This window comes from Butyricimonas synergistica DSM 23225 (assembly GCF_000379665.1).
GTDB classification, from domain to species: Bacteria; Bacteroidota; Bacteroidia; order Bacteroidales; family Marinifilaceae; genus Butyricimonas; species Butyricimonas synergistica.
The window spans coordinates 257,811-274,754 of record NZ_KB903360.1 but is presented as its reverse complement, the minus strand read 5'-3'; the positions used below and the strand labels follow the sequence as shown (position 1 = coordinate 274,754).

Below are 16,944 nucleotides of genomic sequence, written 5' to 3'. Positions count from 1 at the left end.
TCCGGGAATATCATGATAAGAAAAGGAATTTATATGTTATGTACAACATTAGCACTTGGATGCAGTGCATGTAACGATTGGCTTACGGTTGTGCCTGAAACAGCGCTTGTTGCAGATAATTTGTTCGAATCAGAGAAAGGATGTCTTCAAGTTTTGGACGGGGCTTATATATTAGCAGCCGCCAATGTTTATAAACCCGATGGTATTTTGGGTGGAGGTGGATTTGTTGAAAGTTTGGCATGTACTTGGACAAGCACGGGTATAAATGCCTCTTTGGCTGACCACGTGTATAATATCGACAATGAAACATTCGGAAAATTACTGGATGGAACTTTTATGGGTATTTATAAAATTATCAATACCTTGAATCCTTTAATTGAAGGTTGTGATAAAAATAAAGACAAGTTGAGTAAAGAGTATTATAACATGTTGAAAGGAGAGGCATTAGCTATGCGAGCTTCTTTACATTTAGATTTAATACGCGTGTGGGGACCTATGCCTTCAAAAATTGATGCAGGCAAAGAGTATTTGCCTTATGTAATTGAAAACTCGATAAAAAGATACCAGTATTATACTTTCGAGCAGTACATGAAACTTTTATTTGCTGATTTGGACGAGGCTGAACAGCTTCTATTAGAATCAGATCCCGTTATAAAGTATTCGATGGATGGCAGTTCTGAATATACCGGAGATTGGACTGACCGGAGGAGCCATTTTAACTATTACGGGGTATTGGGTTTACAAGCCCGTGCCCGTTTGTGGATGAATGATAAAGAAGGGGCATTACGTTATGCGAGGATGGTAAAGGATGCGAAAAATGAAGATGGGACATCTAAGTTTACTTTAGCGAGCGAAGGTAATGTTGGGAATAAACTTTTTTACACGGAGCATTTGTGCGGGGTGAACCAAAATAATTTCGATTATCAACGGTCAGGTTTTAATCCGGGAACCTCTACTATCACATGTTATAATATGAACTATTATACCTTCGTAAATGATTTATTTGGGGGAAATACAAGTGACTTGCGTTTCAAAAATCAGTGGAGTTGGACTTACAATCAGATGAGGCAAAGTGTTCGTATCACAACCAAGTATAGTGAAATGTATCCAAGTTCTTCTGCTGTAAAGAATATGCCCATTGTACGGTTGCCTGAAATGTATTTTATCATGATGGAATTGGCAACATTGGACGAGGCTAATCAGGCTTACGAGGAATTCTGTACGGCTCGAAATCTCACGTATACACCCATGACGGAAGAAACCCGGTCCGAAATAGTGAAATGGGAATATCTTCGGGAATTTATTGCTGAAGGACAAAATTTCTTTACTTATAAACGTTTTGCAGTGAAACGGATGCTTTGGCAAAGTGCGGAATCTTTGGATTGTGAGGAAGAACAGTATGTATTGCCATTGCCCCCGAGTGAATATTAGAAATTAATCATTAAACTAGGTAATTATGAGAAAATTGTTTATTATATTGACGATAGGATTGATTTTGGGTGCTTGTACAAAGGAAGAAGTCGGCGTGTATTCGTTGGGCGATGATTATATTTATATGCCTTATAACCAAAGTATTTATGGCACGATGACAACTCCTGATACTGTATATATGTTTTATAATAGCAGTCCTCTTACTATCAGTTCTACACAAAAAAGAGATACTTTTTATTTCAAGGTGCTCGTTGCCGGTTTAGCCAAAAACGTAGACCGCAAGATAAAGATTGAACCATATTCTTGTGATATCAGTTATAAGGAGGATGCTGTTGCGGGGGTAAATTACGTGGCTTTTGATGACCCCGAAATGGAGAAACACCTGGTAATACCCGCTAACTCATTGGAGTCCGAAATCCCCATTATTGTCACTTATGACCAAGCTATAGCGGGACAATACAAGTCGTTTGCCGTGAAATTTAAACTTGTGGAATCAGAAGATTTTAAGCTTTTAGGTGTAAATTCAGACCTCACGGCAGGCAACTCTGCACGAACTCATGCTTACGTGCAATTCACTCAAGTCAGTTGGTAATTTTAATTGATGTTTATATTCTTCATGACCGGCAATTTTGTCGGTCATGAAAATTATATGTTCGTAATTTCAAAAAATTAATTGTATGAAAAAGTTCGTGTTGTTGTTTGTTTGTATGTTTGCGATGGCGTCTATGTTCGCACAAACGAATTTTCAAGAGTTGACATTAGAAAAGGCGTTAGAAAAGGCGAAGGCTGAGGATAAATATGTTTTCGTGGATTGTTATACGGTGTGGTGTGGACCTTGCCGGATGATGTCAGAGAAAGTATTGCCGTTGAAGGAGGTCGGAGAGTACATGAACAAAAAGTTTGTTTGTATTAAGGTTGATATGGAAAAAGGCGAGGGCTTGAATATGGCTCGCAAATATCAGGTGTCGGCTTATCCCACTTTTTTGGTATTGACGGCGGATGGGAATTTATTGCATCGGGTAGTCGGGGCTTCTGTAACCGGAGAGGAGTTTATCAAAAAGATTGAAGCCGGATTTGACGAAAATTCTGCTTCTAACTTGGAAAAGGAATATGCGGCAGGGAACCGGGATATGAATTTCCTTGTAAGATATATTAAAGCTTTACTTGTTTCCTGCGATTGGGATAAGGCGAAAAATGTGGCTCAAGAAGTAATTGCTTCATTGTCTGATGAAGAGAAATGTATGGAACCTTATTGGTTTATTTATGAAAATATTGATTTATCCCCGATAGGTTCCGGTAACGTGAATTATTTATTGAAACATATCGATCAGTTTCGTCAGAAAATGGGTGTAGAAAAAGTAGACCGGAAATTAGCCTCTTTGTTTGAGATTCAATTGGAGGATATTCTTCGCGGACGCAATAGGAAAGCGACCCTGGAAGATGTTGAGAAAATCAAACAGATGTTGGATTCTTACCAATTGGTCGGGCAAGATTATTTGTATAACTATATAGAATTGATCAAGGCAGTTAAGACTGCAAATACAAATCAGACTTTAGATCTGTATAAAAAGATATTCCCGAAATTGTCGGATGAAAAAATAGCTTACTTGTATTTCATGCCAATTTTGGATTTGAAAGAAAAGTGGAATGAGGCTCAGAAAAAAGAATTGTTGGTGTTGACTCAACAGATGGAAGAGCAGGTGGAATACTCGAAACTTAAGGCTTCCTTGCGGAATTTCAGAACCGGAATGCTCGAGAGAATGTAACTTGAATTGTAGAGTTATGATAGGTGGAATGAAAAATATTCTGGTTGTATTTGCTTTGACGCTTTTGCTTGGGGCTTGTAACAGGAATGCTGAAACTACTTTCGAGTTATTGTTCCCGTCGGATGATGCGAGAAAAGTGGAACTAGAAACGGTAGACGGGCGAATGTCTTTGGATTTTGTACAAAAGGATTCGTTACGCGTGGGGGCTTTTCGGCTTCCCTTGAAAGGAGGGGAGTACGCTCGCCTGTGGGTGGGGGATTTGCCATACACGGTTTGGTTGGAAGAGGGGAAACCTTGGACTGCGAGATTCAAATGGAACGAATGGCATTTCGAGGGAAAAGGTGCGGATATTAATCGTTATTTGAATAAACGATTTCTTCATCAAATCTTTTTTATCGATTATTACCGTATCCCGAATGAGCAATTCAGAGCGAAGTTGCAGGAGGCGATTGCCGAGCGGGAGGATTCTCTGCGGGAAGTCGCTTTGCCTCGGGCATTTAAGGAGAGAGAAAAGAAACGTATCAGGTATTTTAGGAACAATCATTTGGCTTCTGCCGTTGTTTACGGGGAGGTGAAGGACGGAAAAATGAACTTGCCGGAAGATACTTACGCCGAGTTGTTAGAGGCGGCTGCGGAAGATTCTACCTCGTGGAAAATCCCGGAGTACCGGGAGTCGATCAACCGGGTATTGACAGCGTTGGCTAAGATTGATGAACTGGCAGGAGATTTTTATGATGTGGTAATGAACGTGTTGGGACGTGCGACGAAGAATTACGAGGATGGACGGTTGGTGGAGTACCTTGTCAATAGAAATGTCATGGATTACGTGAAAGCGATGGGAGCGGTGAGTTCCGCGGAGATGGATTCTATATTCCGGCAGTGGGTGCATCAATCTGATCACGTGGCTGTTTATGATGATTTATACAACAGGAATAGAAAATTAATGAAAGGGCAGCTCGCCGTACCGTTTACATTTAAAGATATAGATGGCAAAGAGGTGAGCCTGTCGGATTTGAAAGGAAAATACGTGTATATTGACTTGTGGGCTACGTGGTGTGGACCCTGTAATGCTGAACTTCCTGCATTGAAGAAGTTGGAAAAGCGTTTGGAGGGACGGAATATTTATTTCGTGAGTATTTCCTGTGATAAAGACCGGGCTACGTGGGAAAGATTCGTGAGGGAGCGAAAGTTGGGCGGAATCCAGTTACATATGGGAGAGGATAAGCATTATATGCAGGAAATTAGTTGTAATGGTGTCCCTCGCTTCTTGTTGATTGATCGGGAAGGTCAATTTGTTGATGCTAATATGTCACGTCCCTCGGCTCCGGAAACCTTGAAGGTGCTGGAAGGGTTGGATGGTTTGTGATATATTTTGGTGAATTAGTGCGTGCTTCATACCTTTTCTGCTCCTTTGTAAGGGGTGGAGAAGGTATTTGATTCATATCGTATTTATGGTAAAATGTTTTTTGATTATGAAGAAATGGTTGTTATTTTTCTTGATGGTGTGCCCGTTCGCGGGTTGGACGCAAATGAGGGCGACACCCGTGGCGGTATATGATACGGTGGAGTTGAAGGTGGGCGATCGTGTCCCCGAGTTTGTTTTTCGGGATACAGCGAACCGGGAAGTGACCTTGAAGCAGTTCAAGGGAAAATACGTGGTGATCGATGTGTGGGCGTCATGGTGTTATCCCTGCAAACAGGAGTATCCTACTTTGAAGGGATTTGCCGAGAAGTATAAGGATAAGAAAATCGAGTTCGTGAGCCTTTCCTGTGATACCGGGGAGCAACGCTGGCGGAATGAGTTGGCGTGGGGAAAGATGAGCGGGCATCAATGGTGGATCGGGGGTGATGAGTCATCCATGATTGCATTCCGGGTTGTGGCGATTCCGCGGTTGATATTGTTGGACAAGAAAGGTCGTGTGTTAAATTTGAAATTACCGAAACCTTCTCATCCTGAATTTGAAAAGATTTTAGAGGGATTGAAGGGAATATAAGAGCGGGAATGTTTGAGATAGGGAAATCTCTCTTTACTACATCAAGTCAAGAGGGATTTCCTTTTTATTTTTAAGTGGAGGGAAAAGAATAAAAAAACTCAAAAAGTTTATTTGATTTGGGTACAAGTAAATGATTATTTCGTAGCTTTGAAGCTTCGTGTAGGATTATTTGTTTATGAAGAGGAAAGTATCGGTATGGTTTGTCTTTATGTTATGGTGTATTGTCGGATTCGCGGAAAATACACGAGAGAAAGATTATATCCTGATTTTGAATTCGGTAAATTTCGATGAGGCGTGGACGAATAATCTTTACCAGGAAATCTTGTCTAATTTTTCTTCGAAGGAAGTCGATGTACTGGCGGAAGAGTTGTTGGTGCCGATGGTAAAGACGTTGGAGGAAGCTGCTGTAAAAAGAGAGGGCTTGTTACAGAAATACCCGACACCCCCGAAGGTCGTTGTATTTATCGGGGATCCCGGATGGTTGTTATGTCGTGCGTTATTTGATGAGGAGTGGAAGGATATACCTACGATTGTTTGTTATTCCCGGGACTCGATGCCCGTCCGGTTAGAGGATTTACTTGCCGGTAATTTGGGGAAAGGAGTGGAGTTTGTGCCCACGGAAGAAATGATTCGCCCGTATAATCTGACGATATTGAAACAGCCTTCTTATGTGAAAGAGAATATTGAGTTGATGCAGAAGTTATTGCCAGGCTTGAATAAGGTGGTGTTCATTTCGGACGGGAGATATATTAGCACGATGATTCGCCAAGAAGTAATACAAGTAATGAAAGAAAACTTTCCTTCTTTGCAATTGGATCAGCTTTGTTCGCTTGACCTCACGACGGAAAGCTTGTTGAATTCCTTGATGCTTTATGACAATCGTGTGGGTGTTATTTACTACTCTTGGTTTTTGGGACGTAAGCAAGGTGAGAATAGTTATTTGGGGGATAATATCCAGAGAATAATATATGGTTTTTCGAAATCGCCTGTTTTCACGTTGTCCGAGATGGATATGGACGCGGGTAATTTCGCGGGAGGATATTTTATTTCTTCTTCGGATTTTGGAAAATCTTTGATCGCTACTATTCAGAAAATTCTCGATGGCAAGGCAGCCCGTGATATTCCGGAACAGAATGGCGGGCATCCCCGGGTTTATTTGAATTATCATCATTTGGAGCATCATGGCGTGGATGCGGCGCTGTTTCCTAAAGATGCCGTGTATTACCAGATGCCCCCGGATTTTTTCCAGCGTTATAAGATTTATTTCGTGATTATTATCGCGGTGATTATTATATTGGGAGCTTTGATCTTGATGCGTTTTCATCTTTTGCTGCAACGGCAACAACAAAAGACTCGAGAGTACCAGTTGCTCTCGCAATATCGTCGGCTTGTAGATAATATGCCTGTTATTTACGTGAGGAAACAATTGTTGCAGGACGAGAAGGGGCGTGTGGCTGATTTTATATTCCGGGACGTGAATGCTACTTTCGAGGAAGTGTTTAAGACGAGACGGGAACAAGTGGTGGGTAAACGTTTCTCGGAAGCTGATATGGATAATCAGTTATTGGATTATATGCTGGACAAAGAATCCGGGCGTTTGACTTCTTTTGTCTTGCCGGGAGAGGATAAGAAAATACGATATTTCGACAAGCTGACATTTCCCTGCACGGAGGAAGACGTGTGGGATGTATTTTTCATCGACCGGACGGAAGAATATTTGGCTTCGCTGGATTCTCGAGAGCATCAACTATTACTGGAAAGATTGAACCGGAAGTATGATTTGGTGTTGAATGCAACTGGCTTGATCCCCTGGACATGGGATCTCCGGAAACATGCGGTAGAATATAGTATTACTTATGTTCAAGATAAGGCGTCGGGCGAAAATTTTGACCAGAAGGTCATATCGGAGGAAAATGGTTATTTGCGGGTTCACCCGGATGACCGGGAACGAATCCGAAAATCGTATGATGATTTGTTGGAGGGACGTGTTGCCGTGGTGAAAGAAGAATACAGGGCTTGTTTTTCCATCGAAGATCCGGTTTATTTTTGGTTCGAAAGTTTTGTCATCGTGGGAGAGCGGGATGAAGCCGGTCGACCGGCGATGTTCGTGGGTGGTTCTTTGATTATCAATGACCGGAAAAAATTGGAAGAAGATCTTGTGAAAGCGAAAGAGCAGGCTGAAATATCCAATCATTTGAAGTCTGCTTTCCTGGCAAACATGAGCCACGAGATCCGAACCCCGTTGAATGCCATCGTGGGATTCTCCAGCGTGTTGGCGGATACGGTAGACGAGGATGAAAAAAGAGAGTATGTCCAGATCATAGAGAATAACAATACCTTGTTATTGCAGCTTATTGGGGATATACTCGATTTGTCAAAGATTGAGGCGGGTGTGTTTGAGTTCATCTATTCTAGGGTGAACCTTAATTTGTTGTTGACTGAGGTGGGGCAAACCGCCCGATTGCGGCTGAAAAATGATGATATATCTATTGGGTTCATCGAGCGAATGCCCGAGTGCGTGATCTACTCGGATGCCAACAGGCTGATGCAGGTGATGAATAATTTGATTACCAATGCTATAAAATTCACTCGCGAGGGATATATCCATTTCGGTTACAGGGAACGGGAAGATGGGAAAATCTATTTCTTTGTCACAGACACGGGATGCGGCATTCCTGCCGATAAGACGAGAGAGGTATTCGGACGTTTCGTGAAATTGAATCCTTTTCAACAGGGTACGGGACTTGGGCTTTCTATCTGTGAAAGTATCGTGACAAGATTGGGAGGAGAGATTGGTGTGGTTTCGGTGGAAGGCGAAGGTTCCACCTTTTGGTTCACGTTGCCGAAAGAGGCTCCCGGTGATATAAGCCTATAAATTCAAAATAGATTCGATATAAATTCGATTCAGATTCAATGGGAAGCGAGTTTATAATGAGTTTTCTTTATCTATATACTAAATGATTATCCGTATTTCAACGGAAAATTTATAGATTTAAAGATGAAGGGGTGTACTTGCTTATTTGTTAAAAGTAATCCAAGAATAGATGAAAAATCAATATTTTATTTACATTTGACCCATCTTTAGTAAGCATATTGTGCGTGAAATAGGTGACATGAATGAATACTTGGTTAATGGGTTGAGAAATCAATCGCACGAGGTTTTCGAGGTAATCTTTAAAACATATTATCCTAGCCTCTACCGGTTGGCTTATGCTTATTTGATGAGCAAAAATTTAGCCGAGGATATGGTGCAGGATACCTTCGTGTCCCTGTGGTCTGCCGCATCTTCATTGCCCACGGATACCCGTTTGAAAAGTTATCTCTATTCATCTGTGAAGCATGGTTGTCTTGATTATATAAAACATCTGCGAGTGATTGATTCCAACAAAGAAAAATTGACTGAAGCTTTAATTTTTTCTGGTACAGTGGAGTACGAGGACAATCAGGAGTTATTGGAACAGGTAAGACAATGTATGCAAGGATTGCCGGAACAACAGAGGAACGTGTTGGAATTGAAGGTGTTCAAAAAGATGAATTACAGGGAAATCGCACAAGAGTTGAATATCTCGGAGGAATCTGTCCATACTTATATTAAACGGGCGTACAAATATTTGCGTGAATCCGTGCCTTATAAACTGTTGGTTCTTCTCTTTTGCTGACGAATCTTTCCTCCTTGATGAGAATGATCTGTGTTTTGTAATGATGTTATAATGAAAAAAGTGGATAAATTTTGTCCCCCGGTTTCAACGAGAGTCGTCTTATACATGTAAAGCAAATGATAAATAATGGAAATCGAGTGGAAGAAAATAAAACGAATGGCTCTTGACGAAGCCTCCGAGCAAGAAAAGCTGGAGGTGACGGCATGGAAAGAAGAGAATGAGCGGCGGGAGCGATTTTATGAGGATGCCGTTACTTTCTATCAGAAAGGTGCGAGTGTGGATGATCCGTCCCGGGAGGAAATGGAGCAGGCTTGGCATAAAGTACGGCAACGGACACGGAAGTATCGTCATCTGCCTCGCCGTGTGGCGGGATGGATTGCTGGAGCGGCTGTTTTTGTCGGAGTTGTCTTTGGCGTTCGTTTGTTGATGAATGATGTGACTTCTGATGTGCCGCCGGTGATTAAGGTCGCTAAAACGGAAGGAGTCCGGTTGGTATTGTCCGATGGGACAACTCATGTCGTGGAAGCGGGGAAGAATGTTGTTCTTGATGTGCCGGGTTTCGAGGTGAAGGACAAAGGATTAAAGCAATTGGGACAAAAGCAGGCAACGGAGTCCGACCAGAAAGAGTTGACTTATAGTGAGGTTATCGTTCCCCGGGGTGCGGAATATCAATTGACACTGGCTGATGGTACGCGGGTAATATTAAATTCTGAGTCTAGTATCCGTTTTCCCGATGAATTTCAAACAAATGAACGTAGGGTGTACTTGCACGGTGAGGCATATTTTCAAGTTGCCCGTGACGAGAGTTGTCCTTTTCTAGTAGAGGCGGAAGCGGTAACGGTAAAAGTACTTGGGACGGAATTCAACGTGAAGGCTTACCGGGGAAATGATGTTTCGACGACATTGGTTACGGGACGTGTGAGCGTGGCGGTGGGCACGGATTCACTGGTATTGAATCCCGGTCAGCTATGTGAGATGAAGGATAATACCTTGACCGTGCGGGAAGCGGATCTGGTGTCGGTGCTTGCATGGAAAAACGGGGAATTTGTGTTTAAGGATGTAACCCTGGAGGAAATGATGAACGAACTTTCCCGTTGGTATGATATGGAGATCGAGTATGAAGCGGAAAATTTAAAGACCGATCGTTATTATATTTACGTGGAGCGGAGTAAAACTCTTGAAGAGGTGTTGGATAAGGTGGCATTAACCGGAAAAATAAAATACAAGATATATGGAAAGAAAGTGATTCTAGGACAGCAGCAATAAAAAAAGCAAAAGATGCGCGCACATCTCTCGCTTTTAAGGCTGAATTATTCATTAAATAAATTCAAGTACAAAGTTATGCAAAAAAATCGACGAAAATGGTTTGGGACAAGCCCAAACAGAAAATTTATTTTGCTTTTGCAAACGATTTTTCTAGTCAGCGGGTTTTTATTCAGTGCTAATACCCGTGTATGGGGGCAATCTGCACCCAAAGTCAGCATTGACCTGAAGCACGTGACATTCGCGAAAGTGATCGAGAGTTTGCGACAGCAGACGGGATACGAGTTCGTGTTTAACGCACAAGATGTGGAACACGTGAAAGATGTTTCCCTTTCGTTAAAGAATGTCTTATTACAAGTGGCTTTAGATTCATTGGTGAAGGGTAAAGGGTTGACGTATGGTATTACAGGTCAGACGGTGGTTATAAAAAAACAGAAGGCGGAGCCGGAAGTGAAATTGCTGAAAGTTAGTGGTCGTGTCGTGGACGAGAAGGGAAATCCTATTGCGGGAGCAACTGTCGTTATCGTGGGAACGACGCAGGGTGTCGCTTCCGATGCGGATGGACACTACACGATTGCGGTTAAACCGGATGATATCTTGCGGGTTTCTTTTATTGGTTACAAGACGGAGGTCGTGGAAATTAAAGGAAAAACAAAGATCAATATCAAATTGAATCCCACCGAGGAGAATTTGGAAGAGGTGACTATTGTTGCATTCGGAGAGCAGAAAAAGGAGAGCGTGGTATCGTCAATTACTTCCGTGAATGCGAGAGATTTGAAAACTTCCAATAGTGACTTAACATCAAGTTTTGCCGGACGTATTCCCGGTATCGTGGGATGGCAAACCGGAGGTCTTCCGGGAGCGTTAACTGAGGAGGAAATGAATACCAAGTTTTATATCCGCGGTATTACTTCTTTCCAAACGGGGGCAAATATTGATCCGTTGATTTTGTTGGATGGTGTGGAATCTTCCAAATTAGATTTGGCGCGAATCCCGGTGGAGGATATCGAAAGTTTTTCTGTTATGAAAGACGCTTCGGCAACGGCGATGTATGGGGCTCGCGGGGCAAATGGGGTTATTTTAGTGACAACGAAGAAAGGAACAGAAGGAAGTGTTTATACATCTGTACGTTATGAGGCTATCGCATCCATGCCTACGCGGAGAATTGATGTTGTGGATCCGATCACGTATATGCGGATGTATAATCAGGCACTTGTTGGTCGCGAGCCATTGGCAACTCCAAAATATAGTGTGGAACAAATTGACCGAACGGAGTCGGGACTTTATCCTAGTTGGTTGTATCCTAAAAATGATTGGTATAAGATTATGTTTAAAGATTATAACATGAATCACCATCTCGGATTGAGTTTGCGCGGAGGATCTAAGGTTGTTCAGTATTATGCTTCTATTAATCATAATCGTGATCAGGGAGCATTAAAGACAGATCGTTTGAACCAGTTTGATGTTAATGTTAAGAACAATACGACTAGTTTTCGTGTTAATTTGAATGTGGATTTGAAAGTTGGAATCCGTTTCCTTTTTAATTCTTCGACTAATTTGGATAAATATCATGGTCCTTATCAGCAGCCTGCGCAGGCTTATTCGCTTGCTTTTCACGCTTCTCCTGTTGATTTTTCACCGCTTTACCCGGGTGATGAAACTTATAGTTGGCCGCATTTGCGTTTTGGTACTACAACTTCCAATCAAACCAATCCTTATATGTTAGTGCATCAAGGTTATATGGAACGTCAACGTTATTCAACCATTAACCGGGCTGAGTATATACACAATTTGTCTTCATTAGTAAAGGGATTGGAGATACGAGCCAGCATATCGTTAAATAAAACTGGATACGTGGCTGAAGCATATAATACAGTGCCGTTTAAATATACGTTACAGGATTATGATTTTGAAACAGGTAAACATACCTTGAGAGCGATGAATGCTAAATTGGCCAGACGTACATTGAGTTATGATAGTAGATCGTCGGGACAGACTTCATCGACCACGATTACATACGAGGGACGCGTATACCATACTGCAGCGTGGGGAGGAGAGGAAAACATGAAGCATCAAACTAGTTTGACTGCGGTATTGCAAGCGCAAGATCAGGTTAATGATCCGGTAGAAAGTGTATTGGATGGTTTTCCCAAGCGAAATTTGGGATTCTCCATGCGCGGAACGTATGGGTTTAAAGATCGTTATTTTGCTGAAGCCAGCTTCGGGTATAACGGTTCTGAAAGATTTGCCAAAAAGAATCGTATGGGATTTTTCCCTGCCGGAGGTGTTGCTTGGGTGGTTTCCAATGAAAAATTTATGGAGTCTGTTTATAAGACAATACCTTACTTGAAATTGCGTTTCTCGTACGGGAAAGTAGGAAATGATGGAATTGTCAATAAGCCGCGTTTTGTTTACTTGCCCACGATTGTTACAAAAGATTTTATTAAAGATCCTGATGCAAATGGATTGAATAGTATGTCTAGATACAGGATAGAAGCTTATGCGAATAAAAATATCCAGTGGGAAATAGCTGAACAGATGAACTTTGGGTTGGATTTCAAACTCTTTAATGGTATGTTTGATATCACCATTGATGCTTACGAGGAAAAGCGTCATAATATTTTGGATTATCGTCGGGTAATTCCTTTTAACATGGGATTTGAAAATCCTCCTTTGGCTAATATTGGTAAAGTACGTTCTCGTGGTATTGATTATTCGGGTAAATTCCAGTATGCAGTCAATAAAGATTTTTGGGTGATTTTGAACACGACATTTACCTATAATAAAGCGACTTATTTGGAAATAGAGGAGGCAATTAATAAGCCCGAATGGCAATTAAGAAAAGGACATGATATTTCACAGCAGATAGGGTATATTGCCGAAGGATTGTTTAAAGACCAAGCGGAAATAGACAATTCGCCTCGTCAGAACGGAAAGCCGATGCCTGGGGATATTCGCTATCGGGATTTGAATGGCGATGGTGTAATTAACGTGGAGGATGCCACTCACATCGGTCATCCTGAAACACCGAGAATTATCTATGGATTCAATGGTTTCATTAATTATAAGAACTTTGAATTTAGTTTTGCGTTCCAAGGTTCAGGAAATCGGACATTCTTCATGGATCCCGCGCAGATTTCTCCGTTTGCTGGTGATAATGCCATGTTGACCGCTATTTATAAAGACCATTGGTCTTCGGATAACATGAGTAACAAACCTTTCTGGCCGCGGCTTTCCACTCAAAATCTAGTAGTGCATAATGCGGAAGAAAACCGAAATGCCGGGACAGAGAGACGCATGAGTACTTATTTTATGCGCGAGTGTAATTTTTTGCGTTGTACTTCAATAGAATTGGCTTACAATATGCCTGAAAAATTGATGAACCGATTGAAATTGAAAGGAGTAAAGATATATGCCCGAACTAATAATCCGTTTATGTTCTCGAATTTTAAAGTATGGGATGTGGAATTGGGTGAGAGCGGGTTTAATTATCCGATACAGAGAACCATATCATTGGGGTTAAATATAAATTTTTAAACTTACGTAATAAGATTGGTTATGAAACGATTATTACATTCTTTTATTCTCGTGTTTTTTATCATGGCGGAGGTCCGTTGCGATTATTTGGATATGGTTCCCGAAAAGGATATCCAAACTATCGAAACTATTTTCGAGAAGCGGGAAGATGCTGAAACATGGCTGAAAACTTGTTACTCTGCGTATCGATATAATTTTGGCACAGTGACTTTTGATCCGTCTTTTTTGGGAACGGATGAATTGGTTACAGGACAATATGCTCGGCGTGTAGCACAAGGACAAAATTTTTATTCAGGGGTGTTTATAGCTGATGGTCGACAAATGAGTCAGACGCCTTATGGCACGTTGTTGTTGGATGACTATCAGTGGAGAATCAGTATGTACACTTACATAAATTATTGTAATATTTTCTTGGAAAATATTGGTAATGTGTATAATATGCCTAATGAGGAAAAAGCGCTTTGGGCAGCAGAAATCAAAACATTGAAAGCTCATATTTACTATGAATTGATGCGTCGTTATGGTCCGATCGTGTTGGTCGATAAAAATATACCGAATAATGTTTCGGTAGGAGAGATGCAACAGCCGAGAAGTAGTATCGACGATTGTGTTAAGGCTACGATTGATTTGATTGATGAGGCTCTTGTCGATCTCGTCCCTCGAAATCAAAAGAATGCGGGGCGTTTGACGTATCATTCCACGGAATCTGCTTATGCGCTCAAGGCAAAGGTATTGTTGTTGGCTGCTTCTCCACAATTTAATGGGAATCCGGCTTATGCCGGTTTTACTAACCGGAACGGGGAAAATTTATTTCCTACATCGTATGATCCTGAAAAATGGCGACTTGCCGCAGAGGCTGCCGATAAAGCGATTGAAGTTTGTGAAGCTAACGGGATGGAATTGATAAAAGGCTCTACCAAATGGTCTACTAGTTTGTTGAATACGATGGAAGATGTGTCCAATACGGTATTGGCACCGAATTATGATAATAAAGAAGCAGTGTTTATGGTTCGTTCTAATGGACATTATGATTTTTGGCATGCACTTGCTCTTCCTGCGATTGTTGAGGCGAAAAAGCCTGATCAATTCCATTATATGTTTATGGGAGCCGTATCCCCGAGTATCAAGATGGTAGAAATGTATTATACGGAGAATGGATTGCCGATAGAGATGGATAAGAGTTGGCCTTATGGCGAACGTTATCGGATGGGGAAAGAGGCAGATCAAGCCTACCAGAATGTAGTCCCGATCAATACAGAAGTGTTGAATTTGCATTTGCGTAGGGAACCTCGTTTTTACGCTCATATAGCTGCAGATCAGCTGTATTGGCAGAGAGGTCCCAAAGCATCCGATCGTTTGCAAGTATTACCCTATCGAAATGCGTTGTTTGGAACTACATATAGTTCGATACAGACTCATTATCCTCAAAATCCTGCGGGTTATTATTTAAAAAAAGGGACTTATTCTGATGTTACGGGAGAGGGATATGATGTTGTTTTTAAGCGTGAGGAAGGGGTCGTGTTAATCCGGCTTGCCGAGTTATATTTGATTTCTGCTGAGGCTTGGAACGAATACAGTGGACCAACAGATAAGGCAATAGTACCGTTGAATGTAATACGAGAAAGAGCGGGTATTCCGGATGTGGTTACTTCTTGGAAAAATTCCAATGCACCACAGCAGGTGGATACAAAAGAGGGAATGCGTAAAATTATTCGAGATGAATGGAATGTGGAATTTGCTTTCGAGGGACAACGATTTTGGAATTTACGTCGTTGGTGGATAGCTCATGAGGAGTTGAATGAGAAGCAATTAGGATGGAATATCTTGGGTACGGATGCTCGTCAATTCTATAACAATTATGAGGGACCGATTGTGGTGTGGACTGAACGTAAATTTGTGTCTCCTCGTGATTATTTGTTTCCTATGGAGGCAGAGCAAGTGATGATTTCCGGTTGTAAACAAAATCCCGGTTGGTAATTTAAATTCGTGATATATTATGAAGAGAATAATTTCTATATTGTTTGCCGTAGCCTTGTTATGGGGGTGCGAGCAAGATGAAAGTACTTTTGCCCCTGGCATATCGTTGCAAGATTTGTCTTTCACTCCGACGCCGGGGGGGGCGGTGATGCACTATAAGTTGCCTTCAAACGATGATATCGTGTCAATTAAATTGCGCTATCAAGATTTTAAAGGGGACAAAGTTACTGTGGAAGGTAGTTATGCCTGTGATTCTTTGGTGATCGTCGGATTCAATGAGGCTCGGCAAGGTGTACCCGGTGTAGTTACGCTTTGTAACCGTCAAGAAGAGGAATCAGACCCTATTGATGTCACGTTTGATACCCATGATTCCGGAGCAACAGCTTTTTTCCATACTGCAGAAGTGGAATCTTACTGGAATGGTTTTCAGTTGACTTACACGGGGGTAGAAAACGCCAGTGGTTTTGCCAATGTGTTTTATGAAGGGATAGACCCATTGAGTAAACAACCGGCATTGCTTTTTATCGATCGGATTATTATCCGGGGAGGTGAGCATACATTGAAATACTCTTTGCAACAAGCACAAGATGAATACACAATAGTTGTTCGTACCGAGGATTTTCGTGGTTACACCGTAAAAGAAAAGGCTTACGGGGGAATAAAAGCTAACTATATGGATTTATTGAAGCCCGAGAATTATTCGTTTATTTGTAAATGCTCGCAGGAAGACCCCGAACAGAAATTGGGTATGGTTTATCTTTTTGATGGGGATGCCAAAGGGTATAATGCCTTGGGGCGCGATGCGGATGATACGGAGTATTATACATTTTTGGCAGGTCCGGATGCCGTGGGCGCACCTTTCATCGTTCATTTTAATGAACCGCAAGTTCCGGCATCGGTTCGGCTTTATACTATGTTGAATGTTCGTTCTTTCAATACCAAAGGAGGAGGAATTTTCAATCAATGTTATTATAATCGTTTGCCATGTTCCGTTTCTGTTTATGGAACGAATACTCCGGACGATAAAGATTCTTGGGTTTTGTTGGGTGAAAAAGAGGAACCGCGTGAGGCCGCTTTGGCTAGTCGTTGGTGTTCTAGGGCACCGGGGTGTGCTTCCAGGAATATGTACGAGAAAGCAGAAGTAGACGAGGCAGGATCTCAATATTTTAATATCCAATTGCCGATATCGGATGAGAAATATACGGATATAATAATTGTGGTGAATGATGTGTTTTCTGTTTCTCCTTACAATTGGCCGGAGAATGATCGCAATTATGTGACATTTAATGAATTGGAAGTGTATGTAAAACGTTGACA

At 41.6% G+C, this 16,944-nt stretch carries 11 protein-coding genes; all 11 read left to right on the top strand.

Features of this window, described 5'->3' with window-relative positions; genetic code table 11:
* The first annotated feature begins 12 nt into the window (after positions 1-12).
* The 11 genes from A3CY_RS0109630 to A3CY_RS0109580 all read left to right on the top strand — a co-directional run bounded on the left by A3CY_RS0109630 (position 13) and on the right by A3CY_RS0109580 (position 16,942).
* Complete coding sequence (locus tag A3CY_RS0109630; protein WP_040371550.1) at positions 13-1,431, top strand: RagB/SusD family nutrient uptake outer membrane protein; 1,419 nt, start codon at positions 13-15, stop codon at positions 1,429-1,431.
* Between the two features lie 25 nt (positions 1,432-1,456).
* A complete protein-coding gene (locus A3CY_RS0109625; protein WP_018337701.1) occupies positions 1,457-2,023 on the top strand; it encodes a hypothetical protein in 567 nt (188 codons plus the stop codon).
* An 85-nt stretch (positions 2,024-2,108) separates the two neighbouring features.
* On the top strand, positions 2,109-3,197 hold the full coding sequence (locus A3CY_RS22020) for a thioredoxin family protein (RefSeq protein WP_018337700.1): 1,089 nt from the start codon (positions 2,109-2,111) through the stop codon (positions 3,195-3,197).
* Positions 3,198-3,225: 28 nt separating this feature from the next.
* The gene (locus tag A3CY_RS23295) at positions 3,226-4,563 is read left to right on the top strand and encodes a TlpA family protein disulfide reductase (protein ID WP_240388143.1); all 1,338 of its coding nucleotides are present in this window, start codon (positions 3,226-3,228) and stop codon (positions 4,561-4,563) included.
* A gap of 106 nt (positions 4,564-4,669) precedes the next feature.
* Positions 4,670-5,191: a TlpA family protein disulfide reductase gene (locus A3CY_RS0109610; protein WP_018337698.1), complete on the top strand. Its 522-nt coding sequence runs from the start codon at positions 4,670-4,672 to the stop codon at positions 5,189-5,191.
* A gap of 175 nt (positions 5,192-5,366) precedes the next feature.
* Positions 5,367-8,066, top strand: coding sequence for a sensor histidine kinase (locus A3CY_RS0109605; protein WP_040371548.1), 2,700 nt, complete (start codon positions 5,367-5,369; stop codon positions 8,064-8,066).
* 238 nt (positions 8,067-8,304) lie between these two features.
* Positions 8,305-8,850, top strand: a complete 546-nt coding sequence (locus tag A3CY_RS0109600) for an RNA polymerase sigma factor (protein WP_018337696.1) — start codon at positions 8,305-8,307, stop codon at positions 8,848-8,850.
* Positions 8,851-8,976: 126 nt separating this feature from the next.
* Entirely contained in the window at positions 8,977-10,116 is a 1,140-nt protein-coding gene (locus A3CY_RS0109595; RefSeq protein ID WP_018337695.1) for a FecR family protein, read from the top strand.
* 12 nt (positions 10,117-10,128) lie between these two features.
* Positions 10,129-13,650: a TonB-dependent receptor gene (locus A3CY_RS0109590; protein ID WP_018337694.1), complete on the top strand. Its 3,522-nt coding sequence runs from the start codon at positions 10,129-10,131 to the stop codon at positions 13,648-13,650.
* Between the two features lie 21 nt (positions 13,651-13,671).
* Complete coding sequence (locus A3CY_RS0109585) at positions 13,672-15,627, top strand: RagB/SusD family nutrient uptake outer membrane protein (protein ID WP_026207496.1); 1,956 nt, start codon at positions 13,672-13,674, stop codon at positions 15,625-15,627.
* 19 nt (positions 15,628-15,646) lie between these two features.
* On the top strand, positions 15,647-16,942 hold the full coding sequence (locus A3CY_RS0109580) for a DUF4959 domain-containing protein (protein ID WP_018337692.1): 1,296 nt from the start codon (positions 15,647-15,649) through the stop codon (positions 16,940-16,942).
* Positions 16,943-16,944: the final 2 nt, after the last annotated feature.